The sequence below is a fragment of the Lacrimispora sp. genome, assembly GCF_046972725.1.
In the GTDB taxonomy this organism is placed as follows: Bacteria; Bacillota; Clostridia; order Lachnospirales; family Lachnospiraceae; genus Lacrimispora.
Window position 1 is genome coordinate 319,325 of sequence record NZ_JBKVXF010000001.1, and the last position, 22,591, is coordinate 341,915.

The window sequence follows — 22,591 nt, forward strand, 5'->3', positions numbered from 1 at the left end:
CTCTTAAGCTTCCTCATCCTCAAACCGTACTTTTACGGAATTTGCATGCGCCGTAAGATATTCTGCCTCTGCAAATGCTTCAATATCCTGATGCACCTCTTTTAACGCCTCTTTGGAGTAATATACGATACTTGATTTTTTAATAAAATCATCGACGCTTAATGCGGAAAAGAACCTGGCAGTTCCGTTGGTTGGAAGCACATGGTTCGGTCCTGCAAAATAGTCTCCCAAAGGCTCTGAACTGTATTCTCCGATAAAGATAGCACCTGCATGCTGAATCTTTGTCATATCTTCAAAGGGATTCCTTGTAACAATCTCCAAATGCTCCGGCGCAATCTCATTGACTGCAGCAACGGCCTCTTTCATGGTATCTGTTACCAGAATATAACCATATTGCTCCAGGGATTTATGAATGATTTCAGAACGGGTCAGTTCATTCGCAAAGGCTTCCGCTTCCTTTGAAACCTTTTCTGCCAGCTCCATACTGGTAGTGACTAATATGGCGGAAGCCAGCTCATCATGCTCTGCCTGGGAAAGAAGATCCGCAGCAATAAAGCGGGGATTAGCGCTCTCATCTGCAAGCACCAGAATCTCACTTGGGCCTGCGATGCTGTCAATGCTCACATGTCCGTAAACTGCTTTTTTTGCAAGAGCCACAAATATGTTTCCAGGTCCTACGATCTTATCGACTCTGGGGATGGATTCCGTTCCAAAAGCCAGCGCAGCAATGGCCTGTGCTCCGCCAACCTTATACACTTCCGTAACGCCGGCCAGATATGCCGCTGTCAATGTTACCGGATTTACCTTTCCATCCCTTCCCGGAGGAGTTACCATTACGATACGGCTTACGCCGGCCACTTCTGCTGGAAGGATATTCATAAGAACGGAAGACGGATAAGCTGCCTTGCCGCCTGGAACATAGACACCCACACGTTCCAAAGCAGTGACTTTCTGCCCAAGAATCGTTCCATTGGGCTTACTGTCAAACCAGCTGTACTGTTTTTGCTTTTCATGAAATTCCCGGATATTTTTCAAGGACTTTTTCATGACTGCCAGAAGTTCCGGTTTTATTTCCTTAAGAGCGTCTTCAATTTCCTGTTCCGTCACTCTGATATTTGATCCATTGATATCCGCTTTGTCAAACTGTTTTGTATAACGAAAAACTGCCTGATCACGGTCTTTTTTTACCATATCAACGATTTCCTGAACCGTATCCGCATACGTACCGTACTGATTGGGATCCCGTTTCAAAAGATCAGCAAGAATATTCTGTTTGGAAGCTTCATCTAATTTAACAATTCTCATTGGCTCTCCTCCTGCAGTAAAATACGGAGATCATGAATCAGCTTTGTAATTCTGTCATTCTCCCGTTTCATACTCACCTGGTTTACTACCATACGGGCGGAAAGGGGGCAGATTTCCTCTAAAACCGTAAGGCCGTTTTCCTTTAAGGTAGTTCCGGTTTCCACAATATCTACGATTACCTCCGACAGTCCTACAATGGGGGCCAGCTCGATGGAACCGTTTAACTTGATGATTTCCACCGTCTGATGCTTTTTATTGTAAAAATAGTCTTTTGCAATGGCCGGATATTTGGTGGCAACCCGGATTCTTTCATGATGCTTTAACAATTCTCCTGCCGACTGGGGACCGCAGACGCACATGCGGCAGTTTCCCATTCCCAGGTCCATGACTTCGTAAAGCTTTCGACCTTCTTCTAATATGGTATCCTTGCCGACCACTCCGATGTCAGCCGCACCGTATTCTACATAAGTAGGAACGTCACTGGCTTTTGCAAGAAAGAAGCGGATACCCAGTTCTTCATTGACAAAGATCAGCTTTCTGGAATCCTTATCCTTCATCTCTTCACAAGTGATTCCGATTTTTTCAAACATGGAAAGCGACTGGTTTGCCAGGCGTCCTTTTGCAAGCGCAAATGTCAAGTATTTCATAAGTCCCCTCCCGTTATTTCAAATATTCTGAAAGCGGTATCTCATCTATACGCCCCATAGAAAGATTATGGATAGAAACCGAAATCCCACGTTCATCCAAATAAAGCAGATTCATCAGTTCTCTTCGGCGGGCATACGCTTCATAATCTTCCATGGAACGGGAAGAATCTTTAAGCTGAAGCTGAACCGCCACCCCGGAGCTTCGGAAATGTTCCGCCAGAAGAATGGCTTTTTCTCTGGATACCTGTTCGTAGAGAATCATAGTATTGGTCACAGGAATTTCTGTCTTTATATTCTGCCGGGACAGGGCGAGAAGCAAATTATCCACTGAAATTCCAAAGCCTACTGCCGGAGAATCTTTTCCAAACTGCTCCAACAGATTATCGTATCTGCCTCCATTCACAATGTAATCGCCGGAACCAGACGTATAAGCTTTAAAGATGATGCCGGTATAATACTGGTACTGGCTCAGCATTCCAAGATCATAGGAAACATAATCGGCCAATCCATAGATTGAAAGAATGCGGTTGACTTCTTCCAAACGCTCAATGGCTCTCAGGGCTCTTTGATTCTTTGTCAAGCTTTTTGCTTCCCTGATCTGGTCAAGAGAACCAAAAAGCTCTGGAAGCTTTAAAAATGCCTGCTTCAGTTCCTCAGAGATGGACTGGGCCATAACCAGCTCTTCTACGCCAATATAGTTTTTGTTCTCAATCAACTCTCTTAAGGATTCTTCCTGTATCCCATCCATGCCTGCTTCTTCTAAAAGGCCTTTGAAGAAATCCACTTCCCCCAGTTCTACCTTAATTTCATTAAGGCCTGCATTCCTCAGGGCCCATATCACCATGGCCAGAACTTCAGCGTCAGAATCTGCAGAATCATCACCAATAAGCTCAACCCCTGTCTGACTGGCTTCCTTTAACCTTCCCTGATAGCTGGAGTGATTGATAAAGGTACGTTCCATGTAGCAGAGGCGGATCGGCATATCTTCATTGAGAAAATACTTTGCCGCGCATCTTGCAATGGCAGGCGTCTCATCCGGCCGGAGCACCAGAGTACGGTTATCCCGGTCGAAAAACTTAAACATTTCTCTTGATTTCACGCTTCCGCGGGCTTCGCTGAAAATATCAAAAAATTCAAAGGTCGGAGTTTCTATGTCCTGGTAGCCGCACAGATGAAAGACCTTTAGCATCTTATCCTGTATGACTGTCTTTCTTGTACACTCCGCTCCATAGATATCCCGGACCCCGTCCGGTGTATGTAACAGTTTATTTGTCATAAAAACCTCCTGACCGCCAGAATACAGCGAAGAAAATTTATTTCATGATTATTCACTCTATGACACTTTCTTGTAGTAAAGTGCTAATTCAATGATGTGCTGTTAATTATAGGTTAGAAATCCGGTCTTGTCAATCTCTTCCGTCTAAATCTTTCTGAATCATTTCCAGATAATGTACAAAGATGTCCCGGTGGCTTTTGATTTTCCAGGACTTATCCACCTCCTCATAAGTAAAGCTTTTCCTTCCTCCCTCCTCCATCCGCTTCCAGAATTCTCTTAACCGGATAAAGGGCAGATAATAGATTTCATTCTTATGGGTGTAAGATAATATGATAAAAGAGATTCCGCCCTGTTGCTCAAATTCTTCCATAAAGGCAATCTGGTGCGGATGGATATTTTGCAAGGGAAATGTATTGACTGCACATTCTTTTGCATCAAAGCATATGGGGATTCCCTGTACGGAACCAATATAGTCTACCGTACTCTTTTGTTCAAAATAAGCAAGGGTAATGTGGCGGCTTTCTTTATCAATAGAAATAGGCGTAATAGGGGTCGGTATTTTCTGAATCAGAGCCAATCCTTTTTCCCGGTAGCTTTCGTTGCTGCGGTTGATCAGCTCCTCCAGGCTTGACCCTCTTAAGCCCCTTGTTTTCCAGGTTCCCATGTGTATCTCCTATCTCCAGTCTTTGCATATTTTTGAAAAAGTTCCCGGAAGCGGTGCAAGAAAGGATTTTCCTGATAAATACGCCAGAGGCTCCTTGAGCGGAGGGAATACCACCTGAAAAGAATGGAGCATCTGGGAATTGATGTGGTATAACCTTTTTGCTTCTTCATTGACCTGGCGGTTGCCATACTTGTAATCTCCCACAATCGGATGTCCGATGGATGATAAGTGAGCTCTGATCTGATGGGTCCGTCCGGTGATCAATGTGACTTTTAAAAGGGTGTATCCGCCGCAGTGCTGAACCGGTTCGTATTCTGTAGCAATGGGAACACTGCCCGGTACCTGAGATCTGTGGACAGTTACCTGATTGCCAGCCTCATCCTTGATTAAAAATCCGGTGATTTTCTGTCTGTCAGAAATCTGCCCTTTGACCACGCACTGATAATATTTATGGATAGTCCTGTCTTTAAACACCTCTGACATGATCTGAAGCCCTGCCAGAGATTTTCCTCCTACCACAAGGCCGCTGGTATTCCGGTCCAGACGGTTGCATATGGAAGGGCGGAAGCTCTTTAACTGGTCTGTGGATAACTGTCCGCTTGAAATCAGATAGTCGATCATGTATTCCACCAGAGATTCATCAGATTCTTTTGCTTTTTGGGATAGCATACCGGAAGGCTTATTGACCAGCAGAATATGTTCATCCTCATAGATAACATTTAAATCCACCTTTTTCACAACCGGAATCTTTACTTCGGAAAATTTTGAAATGGTATCATCTGATAAAAAAAGCCTTATCTCATCTCCTGAAACAAGCTTTTCTGATCCATCACATCTCTTGCCGTTCAGAGTAATATTCTTTTTTCTCATCATTTTATAGAGAAATCCTTTTCCGGCCAGATTCAAATACTTTGCAAGCAGCTTATCCAGACGCTGGCCTGCTTCATTTTTCGATACAATCAAAGACTGCATGATTTATCCTTTCTGTCAGCCGCTTATGCAATTGGTTTTAGTGTACCTTTAAAAACCCTTTCATAAGGCGGAAGATAACGATGTGAGGCAATGCTTTGCATATAACCCGGAAGGCTTTCATAGAACTGCCATACACGGAAACAGAACGCCCCATCATACTGTCACGCAAGGCCAGACGCACCACCTTCTTTGGATTTGCCATAACCATCTTTTTATAAAGAGGCATCACCCCTGTTGTCTCTGCAATACTGAAAAATTCCGTTCGCACCGGCCCCGGGCAGACCGCCGTTACAAAAATGTCCTTTTCATTCAACTCTTCATTCAATGCTCTGCTATAGCTTAAAACAAATGCCTTTGTTGCCGCATAAATGGCAAACCCAGGCTGGGGCATAAAGGCAGCAGCAGAAGCAAACTGTACGATCCGGCTGTTTCTCGATAAGTAAGGGAGCGTTAAATGGGTGACTGCAATCAATGCCCTGCAGTTTAAATCCACCATTCCCATCTCGTCAGCCAGGTTCACACTTCCCACGGTTCCGATCTTTCCAAAGCCGGACGCATTGACCAGCCATTTTACTTCCGGTTTTTCTTCTCTTAAAGTCTCTTCAAGCTGTTTTAATTGATGCTCATCCGTTAAATCAAGAGAAAATGTCCGAAGCTTAACCGGAACCATGGAAGCCAATTCTTCCATAAGCTCCTGACGTCTGGCTATGGCCCAGATCTCTTCGATTCCGTTAAAGCGGTCCGCTATCTGTATAACAAATTCTCTTCCCATACCGGAAGAAGCGCCGGTTACAATCGCAATCTTCATGTTGATCCCTTCTTTTCCTGAATGTTTTATACTATTTTTTTACAGACTTCTTATGAACATTCCGTATGGTCTTTTTCCTGCGGTTCTTCTGGGTATCACCGGAAGCTGCATCTGTTCGTCTCATACTTCCATAATTTTTCCCGTTTTTTGCATCCGTAAACCCTTTTGGAGAACCAGTTTTTGGACGTATTAAACATTTTTTTTCAAATCCGATCAGGTCCGTCCGGCCAGCCAGTTTTAAGGCTTCTGCAACAAGATCATAATTCTTTGGATTTCTATACTGTATCAAGGCTCTCTGCATGGCTTTTTCATGGGGATTGGTAGGAACATATACCTTTTCCATGGTTCTGGGATCATAGCCTGTATAATACATGCAGGTGGAAATGGTGGAAGGCGTCGGATAAAAATCCTGTACCTGTTCCGGCATGTACCCCAGATCCCGCAGATATTCTGCAAGCTCAATGGCCTCAGACAGGCCGGAGCCGGGATGAGAGGACATCAGATAGGGCACCAGATACTGTTTTTTTCCAATCCTGCCGTTCATCTCATTGTATTCCTTTACAAATTGCCGGTAAACTTTATTTTCCGGTTTGCCCATTTTGGAAAGCACCTTGTCTGCCACATGCTCCGGAGCAACCTTCAGCTGTCCGCTGACATGATATTCACACAGCTCCTTTAAAAACTTCTTTCCCGGATCAGCCAGCACATAGTCGAAACGGATTCCTGAGCGGATAAATACCTTTTTTACTTTCGGCAGATTTCTAAGCTTTCTAAGCAGCTCAATGTAATCTGTGTGGTCTGCTCTTATATTTTTGCACGGTTCCGGAAAAAGGCACTGCTTATTGGGACAGGCGCCTTTTGTCATCTGCTTTTCACAGGCCGGAAAGCGAAAATCTGCAGTAGGGCCGCCCACATCATGGATGTATCCTTTAAAATCCGGTTCTTCTGTCAGCATCTTTGCCTCTTCCACCAGAGACTCATGGCTTCTTGCCTGAATGATTCTGCCCTGATGAAAGGTAAGAGCACAAAAGCTGCAGGCACCAAAGCAGCCACGGTTATTAATCAGGCTGAATTTGATTTCCCTTACTGCCGGAATACCTCCCTGCTCCTCATAGGAAGGATGGTAATTGCGCATGTAAGGAAGACCGTAAGTATAATCCATATCTTCCTGAGTAAGGGGCTTCGCAGGAGGATTCTGGACCACGAATAAATTGTCTTTGTAGGGTTCTGCCAGACGCTTCCCAAGAAACGGGTCTGTGTTGCAGTACTGAACGTAATAGCTTTTTGCATACTCCAGTTTATCTGCCTTCATGCTTTCAAAAGAAGGAAGCACATGAACGTCATAAACGGATTCCAGGCTGTTTGTCTTGTAAACCGTACCTTCTATAAATGTAATGTCTTTTATATCGATGCCGCTGTTTAAAGCATCTGCAATCTCTACGATTGATTTTTCTCCCATTCCGTAGGAAATCAGATCCGCCTGGGAATCGATGAGAATGGAATGCTTCAAACGGTCAGACCAGTAATCATAATGGGCCAGACGTCTTAAACTGGCTTCGATTCCGCCGATGATAATCGGTGCATTTTTATAAACGGAACGAATCAGGTTGCAGTAAACCGTGGTCGCGTAATCCGGACGTCTTCCCATAACTCCGCCGGGAGTATAGGAATCCTGTTGTCTCCGCTTTTTTGAAACAGAATAATGGTTTACCATGGAGTCCATGTTACCGGCGGAAACCAGAAACCCAAGCCTGGGTTCTCCAAGTATCTGAACGCTTTTTTTATCCTTCCAGTCGGGCTGGGAAATAATTCCCACTTTGTATCCATGAGCCTCTAACAGGCGGCTGATAATTGCATGTCCAAAGGAAGGGTGGTCCACATAGGCATCACCGATCACATAGACAAAGTCACATTGCTTCCAACCTCTGATATTCATATCCGTCCGGCTGACAGGAAGATAATCGTGTATCATTCGTTTGCTCCATTTCTATTCAATATCTGGTAATAGTCACTGATATAATAATCTGCAAGCTGTCTTTTTTCTTCTTCCATTTCCCTGGAAAATTCATCGTCAACGGCACAGACCGTCATGCCTGCCCTCTTTCCCGCAAGAATTCCTGCAGGCACATCTTCAAACACCAGGCAATGGGAAGGAGATACAGAAAGCTCTTCTGCCACTTTCAAATAAATATCAGGTGCAGGCTTTCCGGCCGCTACTTCGCAGGAAGTAGCCACTACCTGAAAATATTGCCCAATGTGAAGAGACTCAATCACCGCGTCAACCATTTGTCTTCCGTTGCTGGTAGCGATGCCTGCTTTCAGACCATTCTTTGCTATGTATTCTAAAAACGTTTTGGCTCCCGGTTTGAGCGGAACCTCATTCCGGTATTTTTCAATGGACATACCCACCCATATTTCTTTGATTTCTTCCAGAGATTCTTTGAGCTTGAACCGTTCCTTAAAATAAAATGCGGTTTCAGAAAAACTCATCCCTTCAATCTCCTTTTGTAAGTCATCGGGGCATTCCATGCCTCTGCTTTCCAAAAATTCTATATCAATCGTTTTCCACATCCACATGGAATCTACAAGTGTCCCATCCAGATCAAAAATCACAGCCTTTTTTCCGTTTAACATGTATGCGCTTACTTTCCTTTCTTTAATTCCTCAATTTCCTCTTCCCTGAGAGCACGATACTCTCCGGGCTTTAATGATTCATCCAATAAAAGACTGCCCATTGCCATCCTTTTTAAGTATACCACACTGCACCCAAGAGTTTCAAACATACGTTTCACCTGATGGAATTTTCCTTCCCGTATGGTCAGACGGACTTCTGTGATCTCTCCGGTTTTAAGAACTTCCAGCCATGCAGGAAGGGTTTTCGTCCCATCCGTAAGGATAAGTCCTTCTGCTATGCGTTCCTTTGCATCAGAAGGCAGTGCTCCTTCAATCTTCGCAAAATAAACCTTATCCACGTGCTTTTTCGGAGAAAGAAGCCGGTGGGCCAGATCTCCGTCATTGGTGATAAGGAGAAGCCCTTCCGTGTCAATATCGAGCCTTCCTACCGGAAAGAGATCATCCCGTTTTCTTTCCCGGATCAGGCCGACCACGGTTTCATACCGTTTATCCTCGGTGGCAGAAACCACTCCCTGAGGTTTGTTCAGCATATAATACTCAAACGCAGCGTAGGAAACCTGCCGTCCGTCTACCGTTACCTGATTACGTTCCGGATCGATCTTTCTTTCTGTTTTTTTCTCCGGGATTCCGTCTACCCATATTCTGCCTTTTTTTGCCATTTCCTTAATCTGGCTCCGGGTTCCTTCTCCCATTTCTCCAAGGTATTTATCCAATCTGATTTCTTTCATCACTGCCACCGCCATCCAGGGTAATATTTATTTTTCAGGGTACTGCCGGTCCCCTTTGCAAATCCAAGAGGAAAACCGTCAACGCAGACCAGACACCAGCCTTTTATCTGCCCCTCCTCTTCCTTCAAGGATATGGTTTCTCCCTTCAAGTAACGGATTACTCTTTCATCCGATTTCTCCCAGCACACCCTTTGTTTGAATTCCTGTACTTTTAAGGCCATGGCAAAGGCCTGTGCCGGTTCAAACCGTCCTTTTTTCATTTCTCCCAGCAGCAGACCGGTTCTTAAAAACCGAAGATTCCCGGCATGCTCCGGAAAGCCCTCCGGCAAATAATATACCATCTCATGTTTGATCCGGATACGGCTTTGGTCGATCGGTTTTGCTGTCATGGAAAGAAATTCCGTCAGTTCCTCCGGCAAAACGGTCCTTTTCTCCGGAAGTTTTCCGATGGTATCAGGGAGTGGACTTGATTGTTTTTTTCTTAACAATGCCATAAAGTGCCCCTCCCCTTTTATCCGGTGCGGGAACAGGCGGAGGCAGCCGGAAAGCCCGATGCCATCCGATGCTCCCTCAAAGAGAGGAAGAGAAACCAGTTCCATATCCTGATGCTGTTCAAGAATAAATCGGATGATATCCTCATCCTCACAAACCGAAAAGGTACATGTGGAATACAAAAGCAGACCGCCAGGAACCAGCATGTCCACCGCCTGATTCACGATCTCTTTCTGTATCTGAGCATAATACTCAGGCCCATGCTCCTCGTAGCTTTTTACCATGTCTGCATCTTTCCGGAACATTCCTTCTCCGGAGCAGGGAGCATCGATCAAAATTTTATCAAAAAAAGCTCCAAAGGTTTCTTTTAATTTTTTTGGTTCCTCACTGGTAACACAGATATTTTCAATTCCCCATAGCTCCAGATTTTTAAGGAGCGCCTTTGCCCTGGAACTGCTGATATCATTTGACACAAGCATTCCCGTTCCATTCAGCTTTGCCCCAAGTTCTGTGCTCTTTCCGCCGGGAGCGGCACAAAGATCGAGAATTTTATCTCCCGGCACTACCGGAAGAAGGCTTGCCGGCGTCATGGCACTTGGTTCCTGCAGATAGTATAAGCCTGCGTAATAATAAGGATCTTTTGCCGGCCGCTCATCTCCTTCATAATAAAATCCGTTTGCGGTCCACGGAACGGGTCTTAAAGAAAGAGACGTTATTTCTGTGAAATTCTCCGGGGTGATTTTTAAGGTGTTGACCCTCAGACCATAAAGCCGTTCTTCGTCAAAGCTCCTTACGTATGCTTCATAATCCTTTTCCCCCAGCAATTCCTTCATTCTATTTAAAAATTCTTCCGAAATCTTTATTTCTTTCACATTTTTGCTCCTGTTTCTCATCTATGTAAGCAATCTTAATATACTAATAGGAATATTTCAACCGGTATTTCTCCAGATATTTTAAGACCCAATAGGGATTTACACTCATCTCTTCGTTATGGTCTGTTTTTAAATAAATTCCAACATGAAGATGTACGTCAAAATTCCCGGTGGTCCCTTCGATTTCGCTGTAGCCGGTATCGCCCATAAAGCCCAGAAGTTCTCCGGCCCTTACCGTGTCCCCTTCTTTCCACTCCTTACTGTAACCGTAAAGATGGGCATAATAAAGGTATGCACCTCCTGGGGCCCGGATTCCGATGCGCCAGCCGCCTTTATTCAGCCAGCCGACTTTCTCTACAACGCCGTCACTCATGCTGACCACCGGATAATAGCCTCTGGGCCGTTTGTTTCCCATAAGATCACAGCCTTCATGCCCCCGCTCACCGCCATAGGTGCGGGGATCCATCCAGCCGTTTTCATAGGTAATATCAGGGGCATCCGTTTTCATATTGAGTGGAACCGGAAAAAACCTTAAATCTCCCAGCAGGCTGATATAGGCATTTTTCAGTTTTCTGTATTCCTGGGGTTTTACTTTTTTAAGACGTGCCCCCCGGTTTTCCTTATCCTTTACTTTTGTCAGATCGTACTGGTGTTCCACCATCAATGCGGTAAGTGTATCGTAATCAATGGAATCCCATTCTGCAACCATTTTGCCAAGCTTCAGACTTCTGAAATCATCACTTTCCCAGGTGTATGCATTCAGTTGATAAAAGGTGGGATTATTATATAAATAATCAATCATGGTCACATGGAACACCGACAGGATCATAATGAAAAATACAATCAGCATCATATCGGTCACGCCTTTTCATATAAATGTATAAAACAATCTATTCGGGTCCATATGAAAAAATCCTTTTTCCGCCTGCTTTCTGTTGCAGCACTGTTTTTTCTGCTCCTACGTCCCTCCATTGCTTACGAAGGGGCCAGAAACGGACTGCTTCTGTGGGGATCTGTGGTGGTGCCTACATTACTGCCCTTTATGATCTGCTCCAATGTCATTGTGGCCTTAAATGCCATCCATATTCTGATATTTCCGGTGAAAAGACTTTTACACCGGTTTTTCTGCCTGTCTGATGCAGGCAGTTATGCTCTGGTTTCCGGTCTTTTATGCGGATATCCCATGGGTGCCCGTACCTGCAGTGACTTTATGGATAACGGACGCATTACAGAAAATGAAGGGAAATACCTACTGGCAATCTGTAATCACCCAAGTCCCATGTTCCTTCTGGGGTATGCCGCTTCCGGCCTTCCACAGACGGTTCCGGTCTGGCTGCTTCTTGTATGTATCTATTTACCCATTTTACCAGTATCTGCTGCAGCAAGAGCTTACTACCGGATCACAGGCCCTGCCCGTTCCCTTCCTGTCAGTAAAAAAGCAGTCCAGACCTTTGATGACAGTCTTATGGATTCCTGCGAGGTTATGGTAAAGATCGGCGGATATATCATGCTTTTTTCCATTCTTGCCCTGTACATAACAAAGCTTCCTGTAAATATTCCTGAATATAAGGCGATTTTACTGGGCCTTGTAGAAATTACAACCGGAATTAAAGCAATATCCGAAACGTTCTCCGGATTCTCCGGTGGCCTTTGGATCGCTGCCGCCACTGCATTTGGCGGCTTATCAGGGATTTTTCAAACAAAGAGTGTTATAAAAAATGCCGGATTATCCATCCGGCACTATGTAGCATGGAAAGCCTTTCACGGCCTTCTAACCATTATCCTGTTTATTCTGCTGACTCAGGTTCCTGTGCTTGTGCCATCCCCATAACAGCACCCGTCAGTTCCTGACGATTGGATGAGACGATATCATAGCTTGACTGCATGGAGGTCATAAATGCATCAAAACGCCCCTGTGCACCTTCCATGGAGTGGCTGATGATGGTCTGGAGACTCTTTAACATATCATCCGTATACTGTACGGAGCTTTGTCTGATGCCATTGGCATCGGCAACTGCTTTTTCTACGATCTGCTGGGCCTGCTGGCTGGCCTGCTCAATAATATCATTGGCCTGGGCATAAGCCTTTTGCATGATCTCGTGTTCATTGACCAGTTCATTGGTCTGGGCATTGGCCTGGGCCAGTATAGAATCTGCCTGCTGACGAGCTTCATTAATGATCGCATCACGATTACTGATAATCTTCTGGTATTGTTTGATCTCATCGGGAATGCGAAGACGCAGTTCCACCAGAAGCTCCTCTAATTCATCCCGGTTCACCACAATCTTGCTGTTAGAAAGGGGCTGATACTTACAGCTGTCAATATATTCTTCAATTTCACCGATTAACTGCTCAATTCTGCTCATCATAAATTCGAACACTCCTTACTTTTATTTCATTCTATCTTTCACTTTCTTCATCACACGTTCCGCAACAGCTTCAGGCACAAACGCGTTTATCTCTCCGCCAAAAGTGGCAATCTCCTTCACAATGCTGGAACTCAAGTAAGAATATTTTAGATTCGTCGTTAAAAACACAGTATCCACTTCCGGTGCAATGACCCGGTTGGTCTGTGCGATCTGCATTTCATATTCAAAATCTGTTACAGCGCGAAGTCCGCGAATAACCGCATTCGCCTGTTTGGCTCGTACAAAATCAACCAAAAGTCCTCCAAACGATGCGACTTCTACGTTTGGTAAATCTTTGGTTAGGCTCTTTAACATATTAACACGTTCTTCTACAGAAAACAACGGAGTTTTTGAATTATTATTTAAAACTCCGATAATCAGATGGTCAGACATTTTGGCCGAACGTTCAATAATATCCAAGTGTCCAAAAGTTACCGGATCAAAGCTTCCCGGATATACTGCTTTTCTCATAGTTTTTTTCCTTTTTCCTGTTCCTTTTTTTCTATAAAAATATGTTTATTCGTCTTATAACGCTTATCCTTACTCATATGATATCCCATGGCATCCAGATATTCAAACGATGTTTCTAAAGATGCCTCTGCAATGATTACCGTATTTTCATCAATGATGGAAGAATTGGACAAATACTGCAAGACCCTTTTTTCCCATTCAAAGTTATAAGGAGGGTCCATAAAAACAAAATCAAAGACCTCTCCTTTTCCTTCCAGTCTCGATAGTGCAGTCATAACTTCACAGTTCATGACTAAAGCATCCTCTTCCAATCTGGTGGTTTTTAAATTTTCACGGATGCATTCCGCTGCTTTTGGATTTTGCTCCACCATCACGGCTTTTCTGGCTCCTCGGCTTAGAGCCTCGATTCCAATGGCTCCGCTTCCGGAAAAAAGATCCAGAAAACAACTGTCCGGAATGTCCGCATTTATCATATTAAAAAGAGTTTCTTTAATTCTATCAGTGGTAGGCCGGGTATCCTGACCTTCTATTGTCTTTAATAAAAGCCTTCTGGCTTTTCCTGCAATTACTCTCATGATAAACCTCACTTTATTTTTCCAAATAATTATAGTATGAAATCAAAAGATATACAACCAGATTTTGTCCGCTTCCAATAAAAAAATCTGATAATTACGTCTTTTCTGGCAAAGAAAAAAGGAGCCGAAGCTCCTTTTTCCTTGTTCCTTGTTTACAGATTATTTACCTGCAAGATTTCTTTCATAGGATTCAATCATTTTCTTAACCATATAGCCGCCTACGGAACCATTCTGTGCGGAAGTTAAGTTACCGTTGTAACCATTTGTTAACGGTACTCCTAATTCATTTGCTACTTCCATTTTGAAACGGTCCATTGCTTCCTTTGCTTCTGGTACATTTGTAGTGTTAGATTTTCCTGACATAATAAAATGCCTCCTTTTCATCTATTTCACCATGTCTTTGATTTGTTTTTTACATGGTGTGTTTTGTGCTACACTCCTATTATGGCTGAAACAGAATGAAATACACTAGAAGGTTTTTCGTAAAATGTCATTTTTTGGAATGAGTTTTTTAACCCTTATAATAGTTCTTATGTACCTTAAAAACATGTTAGTCGCAATCAAGTATTTTTTCAATATTAGTCTTTACCAGCTGAAAAGCAACCTCATTCATACCGCTGTTCATAATCACATCAGCCAAAGGTTTTGTCGGCTCTACATATAGATAATGCATTGGTTTTACTGTAGTAAGATACTGTTCCACCACGCCTTCGATATCTCTGCCCCGTTCCTTTACATCCCGGATCACACGACGGAGGATTCTCTCATCCGCATCGGCTTCCACAAAGATCTTAATATCAAACATATTCCTTAACCGTTCATCGGCAAAAACCAGGATTCCTTCCACTAAAATCACCTTTTTCGGCTCAACAGTCACCACCTCATTGGAACGGTTATGCATGGAATAATCGTAGATGGGACACTCCACCGATCTCCCTGAGCGGAGCTGGGTCAGCTGTTTGAGCAAAAGCTCCGTTTCAAAGGCTTCCGGATGGTCATAATTCATCTTTTTTCTTTCATCAAAAGGGATTCCATCCTGCTTCTTGTAATAATTGTCGTGATACAGGACCGCAATATTATCACAAAACGCTTCTTTCAGCCGGTTGGTAAAGGTAGACTTTCCTGAACCTGTTCCTCCGGCAATACCAATTAATATAGACTTCATCTTCCGCACTCCTTTAATCCCTTTTTGTTTCTACATTGTATATTTATTTAATTATTACTATATTGTCAGCCAATACCCGGTCATTCTCTATCGGATTATCGGTACAGTTTACCGTTTTAAGTTGATTTAGATTCTGAAGTGGTTTTAAATCTGTCACATAATTTCCACTGATATTTAATTCTTCCAGCATTGGAAGTGAAGAAGCAAAACCGATTCCTGTTAAAGTATTATCTGCTAAACTAAGCTTCTTAAGTCCTGGAAATTTTGCAAAGAAATCCAGATGTTCATCTAATATCACTTTATCATAATCCACAGAATAAATTCCGCCGCCTCCGCTTATTTTTACGTTCTTATAAAGTTTTACTCCATCCATTTCTAAAACCTTCAGAGTTTCTGAAGACTCTACATGATCAAAATCAAGTTCACATTCTACACCGTTCAAATAAATTTCCTGTAAAGCGGGAGCATGAAAAATTCCTGATATGTCTTCATATGTGGAGTAACCATTAATATCCAGATATTCCAGAGATGCTATATCACTTATAAAACTCAAATCTGTAAAATCCCCAAATAACCGGTTGCAGGTTAATTTTTTTAAGCTGGTGAGAGCAGAAAATCCATCTTTGCTGTTCACTCTGCAGCCTTCCAGCTCAAGCTCTTCCAGTAGGTTCATGTTATGTAAAAATCCCACATCATCGGCATGGGTGACAGAGAGCTTTGTCAGCCCTGTCAGACGGCTTAAATCCGGCTGAGGACAGTTGCCGGGAATTTCAAGGGCCAGTTCCTTTAATCCTAAAAGCTCCTGTATTTCACTTAAATCTTTTATCTCATCGCAGTTATCAATGGTTAGGGAAGACAGCCCTGTTAAAGAACTTAAATCATTAACGTTTAATATGCCCGCATCATAAAGAGAAAATGATTTTAACCCGGTAATGCCTGAGATAAATCCCAGATCACGGATTCCTTCGGATTCCAGCGACAAAGATTCTAATTTACGCATAACAGACAGAACCGAAAAATCATTGATTTCGTCACCGTTCGTAAGTGTCAGACTTTTTAAGTTTTTTAAGCTCGCAAGATTTTTTAAATCGGATAAATTAAGTCCGTTAAGCGTTAAGCCTTCTAAATTCGAATAAAGCTCCAGCCCGTCAAGATTATTAACCCCTGATTGAAATTCGATCTCTTTTAACCCGGACACTCCCGGATATATCTCCGCAAGTTCCAAAGGAGATTTCACGTTACAGCTGATTCCTTTCAAAGAAAGTCCATTTAAAGAATCAGAATCCAGATAACCTCCGGTCTTAAGTTTTTTAAGTCCGGTAAAACGGGACAACATGTCATCTGCTGTTATTCCGGTCTCTCTGTTATAGGATATATATGTCAGCTCTGCATCTGCATCCTCATAGGGATCAGCGAAGCTGTATCCAATACGGACACCGTCTGCCTCATATGTGATTTCCAACCATTTAAAACGGGACAGCTCAGCTTCTGTTAAATCTTTTGCCGGGCGGCCGGTTACAGATTCAGCCATAGCCCCCAGAGGGCCGGATAAAGCTGCTTCTTCCGTGACGTGATTTTCAATTTGGACGTCAGACAGGGAAGCGGTGTCCGCTTTATGAGCAAACTTTAACAGAAGTCCCCTTGCCCCTAAATAAAATATGGTCATAAAAAGAATGGAAATAAAAAGTCTTGATCCTGCGCTGATTTGTGATTTCCCGGAGCTGTTCTGCACTGGATCCGTAAAATATACGTTTTCATGATTATCAGACTCAATTACATAGTTGCTGTGACAGTATTCACAAACTGCAATGTTAGGGTTATTTTCGTCTATCTTTAATGTGCCATTACAGGCCTTACACTTTAGTTCTGTTATTTTCATAGTAAGCTCCACTAATATTGCCTTCAAATATTTACCATTCATATTCTAGCAGAATCATAGATTTTATTCAATTCTTTTCAATTACTTTATTGTAAAATGAAAGACAGGTTCAGTTCTCAAACGAAAGCTGAACCTGTATAATCTTTATTCATACATCGTATATTCTCCATAAAAAGCTGTTTTGGGCTTAACTGCATTATAATAGTTTGCCTTTGTAACATTCATATAAGGGTAAACATAGATGTAGCCCAGGCCGCAGGTAAAGATTCCCATAAGCTCCCACAATAAAAAAGACAATTGAAGTACAAAAAATTCAAATTTATGTCCAACCATCATATCCTTGCTTTCCTGAATGCACTGCATGATCCCTTTTCTCGGGTCCTCCACCATTACAAAGACAGCCTGTGAATAACGGTATGCAGCGATAATCCCCGGTATAATGAAAAGAAGGGACCACAGAAGCACCAAAATACCTGTCACAACCGATAACCCTATGGCTTTTAACAAATATCTGAAACTGGAAAACAGATCCATATAAGACATTGTGGCATCTCTGTTTGAAACCTTCAAACAAAATGAAGAATATCCAAATTCAATGATCGTAGTTATTACAAAAGAAATAATAAAAAATACGATGCTGGAGCCTATAAAGGCAATCAGCTGTGCGGGATCTATGTATCCATTTGCTTTATCAAGGATTCTTTCCCAAATATCCAAAAAGCTTTGAATTACAGACAAAATAATTAAAATAATTCCGTAAATCACCGTAACCCCATAAGGACTGATCACTGCTTCCCTCATGGCGGCTTTTGCATCCATCTTTAAAACACTTCTTTCCATCCCATACCTCCTGATTCCTGACAATACCAGTGTACACTTCATTACAAATTTAGCTTATCGTAACTTTTTTCCAAATATTCCTGTAATTTAAACTTTAATTCCTGATGCTCCTCTTTTTCCAGCTCCGGGTCTTCTTTAAAAAGCAGATTTACTTCCTCGGATACTGTTTTCAGCAGATTTGCATCAGTAAAAATGTCTCCCAACTTAAATTCAAGGTCTCCGCTCTGGCGAATTCCGAAAATATCACCTGGGCCGCGCAGTTTCAAATCCTCCGATGCGATGTAAAAACCGTCGTTGGACTTATTTAAAATATCCAGCCGCTCTTTTGTCCCATCCTGGTCAGAACCATTCACCATAATGCAGTAGGACTGATACTTTCCGCGGCCGACTCTTCCTCTTAACTGATGAAGCTGAGCCAGACCAAACCTTTCTGCATTTTCAATCAGCATAACCGTTGCATTCGGCACATTCACTCCTACTTCAATCACCGTCGTCGATACCAGAACCTGAATTTCTCCGTTTGAAAAGCGTTCCATGATTTTATTTTTATCCCTGGGCTTCATCTTTCCGTGAAGATATTCTACCGCAATGCCCGGAAGTGCTTCTTTTAACACTTTTGTATAATCCACAACGTTTTCTGCTTCGATCATCTCACTGGCTTCAACCATGGGACAGATTACATAAGCCTGACGTCCCTGTGCCACTTCATTCCGGATAAATTCATAGGCTTTTTTCCGGTATCCGGTATCCACAACACAGTTTTTTATGGGAAGACGGCTTGCAGGCAGTTCATCAATAACCGAAATATCCAGATCGCCGTAAATAATAATGGCAAGAGTCCTCGGTATCGGTGTCGCACTCATAACAAGGACATGAGGTTCCTTCCCCTTTTGCCCCAGAAGTTCTCTCTGTTCCACGCCAAACCGGTGCTGTTCATCGGTAATGACCAGTGCCAGGTCATCATAGACTACCTTCTCCTGGATGAGGGCATGAGTACCAATGATAATATCTGCTTCATGAGATTCGATTTTTTCATAAGCAATCCGTTTTTCCTTTGCTGTCATGGAACCGGTAACAAGCAACGGGGTTTTATCAATCCCGTGGGATGCAAACAGCTCTGTCATGGACTCAAAGTGCTGTTTTGCCAATACCTCCGTAGGAACCATAAGCGCACCCTGATATCCATTACAGGCGGCCTGAAGAAGTGCAAGAAACGCTATAATGGTCTTACCTGACCCTACGTCTCCCTGAATCAGGCGGCTCATAACCCGTCCGCCTGTCAAATCTCCATACACTTCCTGCAATACTTTCTCCTGTGCCTTAGTCAGGGAATAGGGCAGATGATTCTTTAAGTTTTCCACTTCCTGAGACAGAGTCAGAGAATAAGGACTCAGCTTGTCCTCCCTTTTCTCTTTCAGCTTTCTGACTGCCATTAAAAACAGGAAAAACTCATCAAAGACCAGTCTTTTTCTGGCAAACAGCAATTCTTTCCGATCTGCCGGGAAATGAATATGCTCGATAGCGAAATTATATTCTGCCAGTTCATGCTTTTTTCTTATATCTGCAGGCATATAATCCCTTACCATTTTACGAATCTCAAGGGCCTGTTTTTCTGCTCTTACAATGCTTTTATTGCTGAGTCCCTTAGTTTGGCCATAGATTGGCTGCATGGAATGAATGATCTGGTCATAGGCTTCTTTAGTAAATATTTCCGGTTGTTCCATGGTAAGCCGGCCGCTTTTCTTTACCACTCTTCCTCTAAAAACTGCCCGCATACCCGCTTTCAGAGTCGAATGGAGATAAGGCATATTAAACCAGGTAAGGGTAAGGGTTCCTGTAGGATCCTTTAACGTGGTGGTTATTACCTGAATATGGCTGTACCGCTTTACATCCGGAGTCTTATAAAGCATTCCGGCCACCGCCATAACACGGTCTGGTTTCAGCTCTCCAATGGCTGACGGCTCTTCATAAGCATCATATGCTCTTGGATAATACCCCAGAAGATCTTCTACAGTGAATACGCCTACCTTTTGAAACAGTTTTCCTGTTTTTTCTCCAATTCCTTTTAATGTATCAATGGGGTCACGGTTCACAGATACATTCACCTCCAGGTTTCTTTTTATAGCAAAAACCGGACAGACGATATCCCGTCTGCCCGGGAGTTATGTGCACTACTCTACAGAAAGCAAATAATAGTAGACAGGCTGGCCGCCTGCATGAAGTTCCACTTCACAGGCTGAGAATGTCTCTTCTACCTTTTCCTTCAGCTTATTTGCAGCTTCTTCACTTATATCTTTTCCATAATAAATAGTCACTAATTCTGATTCATCTTCAACCATAGACCGGAGAGCATGAAGCACCGTGGATTCCATATCTTTTCCAACAGCAAGTATTCCGCTGTCTCCCAAAGCCATGATATCCCCTTCCTTGATTTCAATGTCATCGATCATGGTATTGCGTACGGCATAAGTAATCTGTCCTGTCTTAACCTTGGACATCTCTTCTGTCATGTTCTTTTCATTATCTTCCGGTGACAGATCCGCTGCAAAATTAATGATTGCAGTAATCCCCTGAGGAATGGTCTTTGACGGAATCACAATTACTTTTTTGTCCTCAACCAGACTTTTTGCCTGCTCGGCAGCCAGAATAATATTTTTATTATTCGGAAGGATGTAAACGGTGTCAGCGTTCACCTGCTCTATGGCGTTAAGCATATCTTCTGTGCTGGGATTCATGGTCTGACCGCCCTTAATTAAGTAATCCGCACCAATGCCGCGGAAAATCTCATCAAGGCCCTCTCCTGCCGAAACGGAAATAAAGCCATATGGTTTTCTTGGCTGTATCTTTTTCTCCCTTTCCGCTTTTTGCTGTTCTGCCAGCTTTTCTGATTCCTTGATCAGCTTTTCCTGATGCTCTTCTCTCATATTATCGATCTTCATACGGGATAAAGAACCGTAAGTAAGCGCTCTCTGAATGGCAAGACCAGGGTCATTGGTATGAACATGAACCTTTACCATGTCATCATCGGATACAACAACCAGTGAATCTCCGATAGATTCCAGATAATCCTTAAAATCAAGTTCTGTTTTATCATCATATGGTTTTTCTAAATTGATGATAAATTCAGTACAATACCCAAATTTAATATCAATGTCTGCCAGATTCAGGCCATCAGCTCCTGCAGATGCGCCAGGTCGGACGCTTGTTTCTAAGGATAAATCAACTTCTTTTCCCAACAGGCTGTCAAAGGCGCCCTTCATGACCTGCATCAGTCCCTGACCGCCGGAATCCACGACACCTGCCTGTTTTAGGACAGGCAGCATCTCCGGAGTCTGGCTCAATACATAATCTCCATGGTCAATTACTTTCTGACAAAACTCAATCACATCTTCTGTCTCTGTAACAAGCTCTGCCGCTTTATCTGCCATTCCTTTGGCTACGGTAAGAATCGTCCCTTCCTTTGGCTTCATAACAGCCTTATAAGCAGTCTCAGTAGCCCTGACAAAGGAATTTGCCAAAATTGTAGTGGTCACCTTTTTTGCGCCGGCGATTTCTTTGGTAAAACCACGGAACAGCTGGGATAATATTACGCCCGAGTTTCCTCTGGCGCCTCGTAAAGAACCGGAAGAAATCGCTTTTGCCAATGACTCCATGGTAGGATCTTCAATGGCTGCTACTTCTTTGGCCGCTGACATAATAGTCATGGTCATATTGGTTCCGGTATCTCCATCCGGAACTGGAAACACATTTAATTCATTAATCCATTCCTTTTTTGCTTCCAGTCCTTTTGCACCTGCCAGAAATGCTTTCTGCAGCATCACGGCGTCTATATACTTCATACCCACAGGTGGTTTCCTCCTTAATCAATCACTCTTACGCCTTCGACGTAGATGTTAATCTTATCTACCGTCATTCCGGTGAATTCTTCAACTTTGTATTTTACATTCTCAATCAAATTATCCGCTACTGCAGAAATGCTGACTCCATAAGCAACGATCACATGAAAATCAATGGTGATATGGTTGTCCTGGATGTTTACATTAATTCCATGAGTCAGGCCTTCCCGCTTTAACAACTTAACGAGTCCATCCTTCATACTGACAGCCGCCATACCGACAATACCGAAGCATTCTACTGCAGTAGTTCCGGCATACATAGCGATAACATCAGGGCTTACCTGGATTTCGCCCAGTTTATTATTGATATAACCCTTCATAGTCTCTACCTCCGTTCTTTCTGTCTGTTTTGATTATACATTATTTTACCAAAAAAAGAAACAAATTTTTAATTTTCACTTGCAAATCATTGTGTTTTCTGTTATCATACATTTGTTGTGGATTTTTCAACCATAAAAAATCCAAGTAGCTTTTAAGGAGGTGCAATCATGGCTAAATGTTCAATTTGTGAAAAAGCTGCTCACTTTGGTAATGCAGTGAGCCATTCCCATAGAAGATCCAATAAGATGTGGAAAGCAAATGTAAAGTCCGTTAAAGTAAAAGTTACAGGCGGCGCTAAGAAGATGTACGTATGTACTTCTTGCTTAAGATCCGGATTAGTTGAAAGAGCTTAATCAAAGGAAACGAAACTCCTGGCTGATATCAGTCAGGGGTATTTTTTTAATTATAATGGGGCCCGGCCTCCTTTAAAGAAACCAGTCCCCATTTCTATTTCTACTTCTATGGCAATGTTCTGTTAACAGCAGAACAGGTTATATCCCAATACCAGACATCCAATGATAAATAAAATTGTAACAATTGTTGCCGGGATAAAAAGCAGGATTGCCATTCCCGCTCCGAAACAGAACAGCATAAGTCCGCATACTCTTCTCATATCATCCCTCAATTCATTCAGGCTA

The 22,591-nt window shown here is 42.9% G+C and carries 24 protein-coding genes; 2 read left to right on the forward strand and 22 right to left on the reverse strand.

The annotated features are described in order from the left end of the window. Window positions 1-3: 3 nt before the first annotated feature. From hisD to ACLTWA_RS01610, 11 genes are all read right to left on the reverse strand, one after another. Window positions 4-1,305 (reverse strand): histidinol dehydrogenase, encoded by a 1,302-nt coding sequence (gene hisD, locus ACLTWA_RS01560; RefSeq protein WP_412325796.1) that lies wholly within the window; start codon window positions 1,303-1,305, stop codon window positions 4-6. Next, the gene (gene hisG, locus ACLTWA_RS01565) at window positions 1,302-1,952 is read right to left on the reverse strand and encodes an ATP phosphoribosyltransferase (RefSeq protein WP_412325797.1); all 651 of its coding nucleotides are present in this window, start codon (window positions 1,950-1,952) and stop codon (window positions 1,302-1,304) included. Before hisG ends, hisD begins: the two co-directional genes overlap by 4 nt. A gap of 13 nt (window positions 1,953-1,965) precedes the next feature. Beyond that, the gene (gene hisZ, locus ACLTWA_RS01570; protein WP_412325798.1) at window positions 1,966-3,228 is read right to left on the reverse strand and encodes an ATP phosphoribosyltransferase regulatory subunit; all 1,263 of its coding nucleotides are present in this window, start codon (window positions 3,226-3,228) and stop codon (window positions 1,966-1,968) included. Between the two features lie 130 nt (window positions 3,229-3,358). Further along, complete coding sequence (locus ACLTWA_RS01575) at window positions 3,359-3,892, reverse strand: Holliday junction resolvase RecU (protein ID WP_412325799.1); 534 nt, start codon at window positions 3,890-3,892, stop codon at window positions 3,359-3,361. Between the two features lie 9 nt (window positions 3,893-3,901). Next, window positions 3,902-4,864, reverse strand: a complete 963-nt coding sequence (locus ACLTWA_RS01580; RefSeq protein WP_412325800.1) for an RluA family pseudouridine synthase — start codon at window positions 4,862-4,864, stop codon at window positions 3,902-3,904. A gap of 37 nt (window positions 4,865-4,901) precedes the next feature. Further along, complete coding sequence (locus tag ACLTWA_RS01585) at window positions 4,902-5,672, reverse strand: SDR family NAD(P)-dependent oxidoreductase (RefSeq protein ID WP_412325801.1); 771 nt, start codon at window positions 5,670-5,672, stop codon at window positions 4,902-4,904. A 31-nt stretch (window positions 5,673-5,703) separates the two neighbouring features. Next, window positions 5,704-7,644, reverse strand: coding sequence for a YgiQ family radical SAM protein (locus ACLTWA_RS01590; RefSeq protein WP_412325802.1), 1,941 nt, complete (start codon window positions 7,642-7,644; stop codon window positions 5,704-5,706). Further along, window positions 7,641-8,306, reverse strand: a complete 666-nt coding sequence (locus ACLTWA_RS01595) for an HAD family hydrolase (RefSeq protein WP_412325803.1) — start codon at window positions 8,304-8,306, stop codon at window positions 7,641-7,643. The genes ACLTWA_RS01590 and ACLTWA_RS01595 overlap by 4 nt, the downstream gene beginning before the upstream one ends. Before the next feature lie 8 nt (window positions 8,307-8,314). After that, window positions 8,315-9,034: a pseudouridine synthase gene (locus tag ACLTWA_RS01600; protein ID WP_412325804.1), complete on the reverse strand. Its 720-nt coding sequence runs from the start codon at window positions 9,032-9,034 to the stop codon at window positions 8,315-8,317. Further along, window positions 9,034-10,359, reverse strand: a complete 1,326-nt coding sequence (locus ACLTWA_RS01605) for an RsmF rRNA methyltransferase first C-terminal domain-containing protein (RefSeq protein ID WP_412327159.1) — start codon at window positions 10,357-10,359, stop codon at window positions 9,034-9,036. Before ACLTWA_RS01605 ends, ACLTWA_RS01600 begins: the two co-directional genes overlap by 1 nt. An 82-nt stretch (window positions 10,360-10,441) precedes the next feature. Continuing rightward, window positions 10,442-11,251 (reverse strand): M23 family metallopeptidase, encoded by an 810-nt coding sequence (locus ACLTWA_RS01610; protein WP_412325805.1) that lies wholly within the window; start codon window positions 11,249-11,251, stop codon window positions 10,442-10,444. Window positions 11,252-11,302: 51 nt separating this feature from the next. Here ACLTWA_RS01610 and ACLTWA_RS01615 point away from each other — a divergent pair, with 51 nt between their 5' ends. Continuing rightward, on the forward strand, window positions 11,303-12,229 hold the full coding sequence (locus ACLTWA_RS01615) for a nucleoside recognition protein (protein ID WP_412325806.1): 927 nt from the start codon (window positions 11,303-11,305) through the stop codon (window positions 12,227-12,229). Here ACLTWA_RS01615 and ACLTWA_RS01620 read toward each other — a convergent pair. The 10 genes from ACLTWA_RS01620 to ACLTWA_RS01665 form a co-directional block, all read right to left on the reverse strand. Beyond that, a complete protein-coding gene (locus ACLTWA_RS01620) occupies window positions 12,186-12,767 on the reverse strand; it encodes a vacuolar family H+-ATPase subunit H (protein ID WP_412325807.1) in 582 nt (193 codons plus the stop codon). The two genes, ACLTWA_RS01615 and ACLTWA_RS01620, sit on opposite strands and share 44 nt — an antisense overlap. A 21-nt stretch (window positions 12,768-12,788) precedes the next feature. Beyond that, window positions 12,789-13,277 carry a pantetheine-phosphate adenylyltransferase gene (gene coaD, locus ACLTWA_RS01625; RefSeq protein ID WP_412325808.1) on the reverse strand — a complete coding sequence of 163 codons (489 nt, stop codon included), beginning with the start codon at window positions 13,275-13,277 and terminating at the stop codon, window positions 12,789-12,791. Further along, on the reverse strand, window positions 13,274-13,852 hold the full coding sequence (gene rsmD, locus ACLTWA_RS01630; protein WP_412325809.1) for a 16S rRNA (guanine(966)-N(2))-methyltransferase RsmD: 579 nt from the start codon (window positions 13,850-13,852) through the stop codon (window positions 13,274-13,276). The genes coaD and rsmD overlap by 4 nt, the downstream gene beginning before the upstream one ends. A 159-nt stretch (window positions 13,853-14,011) precedes the next feature. Beyond that, window positions 14,012-14,215: an alpha/beta-type small acid-soluble spore protein gene (locus ACLTWA_RS01635; protein ID WP_143319006.1), complete on the reverse strand. Its 204-nt coding sequence runs from the start codon at window positions 14,213-14,215 to the stop codon at window positions 14,012-14,014. A gap of 187 nt (window positions 14,216-14,402) precedes the next feature. Beyond that, the gene (udk, locus tag ACLTWA_RS01640) at window positions 14,403-15,017 is read right to left on the reverse strand and encodes a uridine kinase (protein WP_412325810.1); all 615 of its coding nucleotides are present in this window, start codon (window positions 15,015-15,017) and stop codon (window positions 14,403-14,405) included. 43 nt (window positions 15,018-15,060) lie between these two features. After that, on the reverse strand, window positions 15,061-16,896 hold the full coding sequence (locus ACLTWA_RS01645; protein ID WP_412325811.1) for a leucine-rich repeat domain-containing protein: 1,836 nt from the start codon (window positions 16,894-16,896) through the stop codon (window positions 15,061-15,063). 144 nt (window positions 16,897-17,040) lie between these two features. Beyond that, a complete protein-coding gene (locus tag ACLTWA_RS01650; protein WP_412325812.1) occupies window positions 17,041-17,736 on the reverse strand; it encodes a DUF975 family protein in 696 nt (231 codons plus the stop codon). A gap of 41 nt (window positions 17,737-17,777) precedes the next feature. After that, entirely contained in the window at window positions 17,778-19,829 is a 2,052-nt protein-coding gene (gene recG, locus ACLTWA_RS01655) for an ATP-dependent DNA helicase RecG (protein ID WP_412325813.1), read from the reverse strand. 78 nt (window positions 19,830-19,907) lie between these two features. Beyond that, window positions 19,908-21,581: a DAK2 domain-containing protein gene (locus tag ACLTWA_RS01660; RefSeq protein WP_412325814.1), complete on the reverse strand. Its 1,674-nt coding sequence runs from the start codon at window positions 21,579-21,581 to the stop codon at window positions 19,908-19,910. Window positions 21,582-21,595: 14 nt separating this feature from the next. Beyond that, window positions 21,596-21,952 carry an Asp23/Gls24 family envelope stress response protein gene (locus tag ACLTWA_RS01665; RefSeq protein ID WP_412325815.1) on the reverse strand — a complete coding sequence of 119 codons (357 nt, stop codon included), beginning with the start codon at window positions 21,950-21,952 and terminating at the stop codon, window positions 21,596-21,598. A 168-nt stretch (window positions 21,953-22,120) separates the two neighbouring features. On the opposite strand from ACLTWA_RS01665, the gene rpmB reads away from it, so the two are divergent. Then, the gene (rpmB, locus tag ACLTWA_RS01670; protein ID WP_394522152.1) at window positions 22,121-22,306 is read left to right on the forward strand and encodes a 50S ribosomal protein L28; all 186 of its coding nucleotides are present in this window, start codon (window positions 22,121-22,123) and stop codon (window positions 22,304-22,306) included. A 122-nt stretch (window positions 22,307-22,428) separates the two neighbouring features. On the opposite strand, the gene ACLTWA_RS01675 is transcribed toward rpmB, so the two are convergent. Beyond that, entirely contained in the window at window positions 22,429-22,566 is a 138-nt protein-coding gene (locus ACLTWA_RS01675; RefSeq protein WP_013272624.1) for a hypothetical protein, read from the reverse strand. Window positions 22,567-22,591: the final 25 nt, after the last annotated feature.

Coding starts and splice junctions, on each gene's coding strand:
- hisD (WP_412325796.1), bottom strand. CDS start 1,305: ATGAGAATTGTTAAATTAGATGAAGCTTCCAAACAGAATATTCTTGCT.
- hisG (WP_412325797.1), bottom strand. CDS start 1,952: ATGAAATACTTGACATTTGCGCTTGCAAAAGGACGCCTGGCAAACCAG.
- hisZ (WP_412325798.1), bottom strand. CDS start 3,228: ATGACAAATAAACTGTTACATACACCGGACGGGGTCCGGGATATCTAT.
- ACLTWA_RS01575 (WP_412325799.1), bottom strand. CDS start 3,892: ATGGGAACCTGGAAAACAAGGGGCTTAAGAGGGTCAAGCCTGGAGGAG.
- ACLTWA_RS01580 (WP_412325800.1), bottom strand. CDS start 4,864: ATGCAGTCTTTGATTGTATCGAAAAATGAAGCAGGCCAGCGTCTGGAT.
- ACLTWA_RS01585 (WP_412325801.1), bottom strand. CDS start 5,672: ATGAAGATTGCGATTGTAACCGGCGCTTCTTCCGGTATGGGAAGAGAA.
- ACLTWA_RS01590 (WP_412325802.1), bottom strand. CDS start 7,644: ATGATACACGATTATCTTCCTGTCAGCCGGACGGATATGAATATCAGA.
- ACLTWA_RS01595 (WP_412325803.1), bottom strand. CDS start 8,306: ATGTTAAACGGAAAAAAGGCTGTGATTTTTGATCTGGATGGGACACTT.
- ACLTWA_RS01600 (WP_412325804.1), bottom strand. CDS start 9,034: ATGAAAGAAATCAGATTGGATAAATACCTTGGAGAAATGGGAGAAGGA.
- ACLTWA_RS01605 (WP_412327159.1), bottom strand. CDS start 10,359: ATGAAGGAATTGCTGGGGGAAAAGGATTATGAAGCATACGTAAGGAGC.
- ACLTWA_RS01610 (WP_412325805.1), bottom strand. CDS start 11,251: ATGATGCTGATTGTATTTTTCATTATGATCCTGTCGGTGTTCCATGTG.
- ACLTWA_RS01615 (WP_412325806.1), top strand. CDS start 11,303: ATGAAAAAATCCTTTTTCCGCCTGCTTTCTGTTGCAGCACTGTTTTTT.
- ACLTWA_RS01620 (WP_412325807.1), bottom strand. CDS start 12,767: ATGATGAGCAGAATTGAGCAGTTAATCGGTGAAATTGAAGAATATATT.
- coaD (WP_412325808.1), bottom strand. CDS start 13,277: ATGAGAAAAGCAGTATATCCGGGAAGCTTTGATCCGGTAACTTTTGGA.
- rsmD (WP_412325809.1), bottom strand. CDS start 13,852: ATGAGAGTAATTGCAGGAAAAGCCAGAAGGCTTTTATTAAAGACAATA.
- ACLTWA_RS01635 (WP_143319006.1), bottom strand. CDS start 14,215: ATGTCAGGAAAATCTAACACTACAAATGTACCAGAAGCAAAGGAAGCA.
- udk (WP_412325810.1), bottom strand. CDS start 15,017: ATGAAGTCTATATTAATTGGTATTGCCGGAGGAACAGGTTCAGGAAAG.
- ACLTWA_RS01645 (WP_412325811.1), bottom strand. CDS start 16,896: ATGAAAATAACAGAACTAAAGTGTAAGGCCTGTAATGGCACATTAAAG.
- ACLTWA_RS01650 (WP_412325812.1), bottom strand. CDS start 17,736: ATGGAAAGAAGTGTTTTAAAGATGGATGCAAAAGCCGCCATGAGGGAA.
- ACLTWA_RS01665 (WP_412325815.1), bottom strand. CDS start 21,952: ATGAAGGGTTATATCAATAATAAACTGGGCGAAATCCAGGTAAGCCCT.
- rpmB (WP_394522152.1), top strand. CDS start 22,121: ATGGCTAAATGTTCAATTTGTGAAAAAGCTGCTCACTTTGGTAATGCA.
- ACLTWA_RS01675 (WP_013272624.1), bottom strand. CDS start 22,566: ATGAGAAGAGTATGCGGACTTATGCTGTTCTGTTTCGGAGCGGGAATG.